Consider the following 3,305-nt stretch of genomic DNA (forward strand, 5'->3'; position numbering starts at 1 on the left):
CAACCTGCTCGGGTTCGGAAAAACTGAAGGGTTCTCAGGGGGAACCCGAGTGTTCACCACGGTCATTGTCGTCGTCGGGCACTTGGGTTCGCGCCGATGACACGGGCATCGCGGCGTGATCTTCGGACAGGAGTCGCCGGGCGTTGTTGGCGTAGCGGACCGCGGTCGATTCGTTCAGGCCGAAAACGACCGCAAGGTGCAGCGGATCGGCTCCGCTGGTGACGGCCTCCTCGAGCTGACGATCGATGCGCAGGCTTTCCAGCGTCCCGGGCAGGCCACGCAACAGGTGACCGACCAGCGGACGGCTGATCGGGCCGAGGTTGACCGCGCTTTCCTGGCTCAGCAGAAGGTGCCGGTTGGCGGTGTTGGGCCAGCGGCCGCGACGGTAGTCGAGCCATCCGGTGATCACGCGGCGGGTGAGATCGTCGAGCGGGCGCTCGTGTCCAGCGATGGTGATCCGACGATTGGCCAGGTCGACGTCCTCGAGCTGCAGCAGACGGATCTCGCTGTGTCGCGCGGCGTGGACCCCGGCCAGGACAACGCAGACCCGGGCGACCGGTGTCGTGGCCGCGGTAAGCGTCGGACTGAGTTGCGCAGTCGTCAGTGGTTGCCAGATCCGCTCGGCGGGCGGCTCGACTCGCAGGCGGGTGGTCGGGTTGCCGAACACGACCCCGTTCTTCTTGGCCCAGCCGAACAACGACCGCAACGCCGTCAGGGCGTAGGAGCGTTGGCGAGCGGGGCGCTCGGTCAGGTGAGTGTGGATGTCTTCGCGGGTGACTTCCCGCAGATGATCATAGCGCCCGGACCAGTCCAGCAGCGCAGGGTGAACCTGGCGCAGGTAGGCGTTGACTGTCTCTGGTTTGCGTGGCTTGCTGCGCGGGCCGCCCTCACGCAGGGTGTGCAGCCAGCGTTGGGTCTCGGCCGCGATGCCGGCCGAGAGGGCACCGAGTTTCTCGTTCAGATAGATGTCGAGCGTCGTCGGTCGGTCATCGGCGAGCACCTCCATCGCGTCGAGCACCGCGACGGTGTGCTCGACGTTGCCGCCGTGGCGGTGGATCAAGGAGTCGAAGTCCGAGGCTCGGATCAGCTCACCGGCTTGGTGGTTGGCCAGCAGCATGACCAGCACCCGCTGCAGGTGCATGCGCTTGTCGATGCTGAACCCACGTGTCTCGGCCATCGCGTGCGCCAGGTGCAGGCCATAGGCCAACCAGGGGTTGTCCGGTGGCGGGCCGTTGCGCAGATCGACTCGGCGCCATCGGTAGCGACGGGGCAGCACGTCGTCGAACAGCGGTGGCTGCAGCCAGCCGGGCACGGGTCGGGCGACGACTGCCGGCGGTGGCTTGTGCGGCCGGCCTTTGGCTCCGTGACGACGTTCGATGCGTCGGGGTGCGGCGCGGCGGTGGTCCAGATCGGCCAGGAACAGCTGCTGGAAGCAGACCTTGATCAGGTAGGGCGCCAGCGGGGTGTTCGGTCCACTCGGCCGGTCGAGGTAGGCCTGATGCCAGCACAACCGGCAGTAGTCACGCCGCAGCGGCTGAGGCCCCCGCTGGCAGCCAGCGCAGTCTCCCAGGTCGCGGTAGCGGCCGGTGAAGTTGTAGCAGGACATGCACATGCCCTGCGCGTAGGTCAGCCCCCACGCCAAGCAGAACCGGCAACTGGTGACAGTTCGACCGATCTTGGCGTTAGCGCCGTCACGGACGCCGATGACCGCTCACGCCGGAGGCAGCGAACGACCCGAACGCCGTCGCGGCACCACCGCCGCCCTCGACGTGGAACCAGAACCCGACCCGGCCGCGGCACGCCTGCCCGGCTCGACCGGGACCGTCCGGCTGACCTTGCTCGGCTCAGCGAGCAGCAGGTCCCCTACCTCGCAACCGAGCACAGTGCAGATGACCTCCAGGTCAGCCAGCTTGATGGAGGGCGGCTGCCCGGACCACAGCGCCGACATCTTGCCCGCCGACACCACCAAGCCGTGCTCGGCCAGCAGCCGCTGCATCTCCGAGGCCTTCCAGATGTCACGTTGGGCGGCGGCCATGCGCAGGTTCCATCTCATCCGATCAGCCCTTCCAGTCGTTGCGCTGCGCGCTGCTGCCCGGCGATCCACGCCTGCTCGATGCGGGTGCGATGGACATGCACGTAACGCATCGTCGTCGCGATCCAGGAATGCCCCAGCATCTCCTGGATCGAGATCAGGTCGACCCCGCTCAGATACATCTGCGACGCGCAGTAGTGCCGCAACACGTGCGGCGTCAGCCGGCCCGTCCATCCCGGCAGATGGGTCGCCACCGCGACGGCCAGCCCGGACCGCAGTGCGTCGTAACCGACCCGAGCGCGCGACCCGTCCAAGTTGGCGCGTTCGGAGAGCAGCAGGGGCGCGCCGTGGCGGGTGTGATCGTCATCGAACTGGCCCCACACGTCCTGGACATACCAGCGCAACATCCGGTCCGCCCCGCCGATCAACGGCACCATCCGCTGCCGCGGCCCGGAGCCGTTCGCGCCCTTGCCCCAGCGGACATGCAGCTTGCCGAACAGCCCCAGTTCCCATTTGATGTCATCCAGGTCCAGGCTGCGCACCTCGTTCACCCGGACCCCGAGCTCGGCCATCAACTTGGCCGCTGTGTAGTTCCGCGCGGTCGGGGCGAACTTGCGACACGAGCCCAACTCGGTCGACCAGCCCGAGAAGAACTCTCCGATCTCCTCCGCGCGGGGCGGGATCCGCAACCGGGCGTCCTTGCGGTCGCGCGGCCTGTTCATCTCATCGATCGGACACTGCACCACCCGGCCGGTCATCGCGTGCAGCTCAACCTTGTGCCGCAACTCCAGGAACTCGAAGTAGGTGCCCAACGCCTGCGCCCGGGCCAGCCGAGTGCCACTCGGCGCGTTGCGCAGCACCCGACCGAAGTAGGCATCGGCATCGCAGGGCTGCATCTCCCACAACGGCCGCTGGAACCAGTCCCGGATCTGTTCCAGATTGCTGATGTCGCCGCGCACCGTGCCATCGGTCAACCCAGCCGACGCCCGCGCCAGCACGAACCCGGCCAGCACGTCGGTCTCGTACTGCTCCAGCTCCTCGGCCGAACTCGCCGGGCGGTAGTCCCGCAGATCGCGGACCACGGACAGAGACATCGAACCTCGCCTTCACCAGTCCCGAGTGAGTCTCGGCCAAGTCGTCATCCTTTCACAAATTCCGAAGAACTATCGCAACGGAGCAGCCGCATGTCCCACCAGCCAGACACTCGGTTCCTGCCGAAGAAGCGGCACTCAAGCCCAACTCGCAACCGAACGAACCCGGGTGATGTCGTACT

General features: G+C 67.3%; 3 protein-coding genes. All 3 read right to left on the reverse strand.

The features are described from left to right. Positions 1-34: 34 nt before the first annotated feature. The 3 genes from RM423_RS24315 to RM423_RS24325 all read right to left on the reverse strand — a co-directional run bounded on the left by RM423_RS24315 (position 35) and on the right by RM423_RS24325 (position 3,126). Positions 35-1,612, reverse strand: coding sequence for a tyrosine-type recombinase/integrase (locus RM423_RS24315; protein ID WP_311425620.1), 1,578 nt, complete (start codon positions 1,610-1,612; stop codon positions 35-37). 99 nt (positions 1,613-1,711) lie between these two features. Further along, the gene (locus tag RM423_RS24320; protein ID WP_396327869.1) at positions 1,712-2,053 is read right to left on the reverse strand and encodes a helix-turn-helix domain-containing protein; all 342 of its coding nucleotides are present in this window, start codon (positions 2,051-2,053) and stop codon (positions 1,712-1,714) included. Beyond that, complete coding sequence (locus tag RM423_RS24325; protein WP_311425622.1) at positions 2,050-3,126, reverse strand: tyrosine-type recombinase/integrase; 1,077 nt, start codon at positions 3,124-3,126, stop codon at positions 2,050-2,052. The genes RM423_RS24320 and RM423_RS24325 overlap by 4 nt, the downstream gene beginning before the upstream one ends. Positions 3,127-3,305: the final 179 nt, after the last annotated feature.

This window comes from Jatrophihabitans lederbergiae (assembly GCF_031845305.1).
GTDB classification, from domain to species: domain Bacteria; phylum Actinomycetota; class Actinomycetes; order Mycobacteriales; family Jatrophihabitantaceae; genus Jatrophihabitans_A; species Jatrophihabitans_A lederbergiae.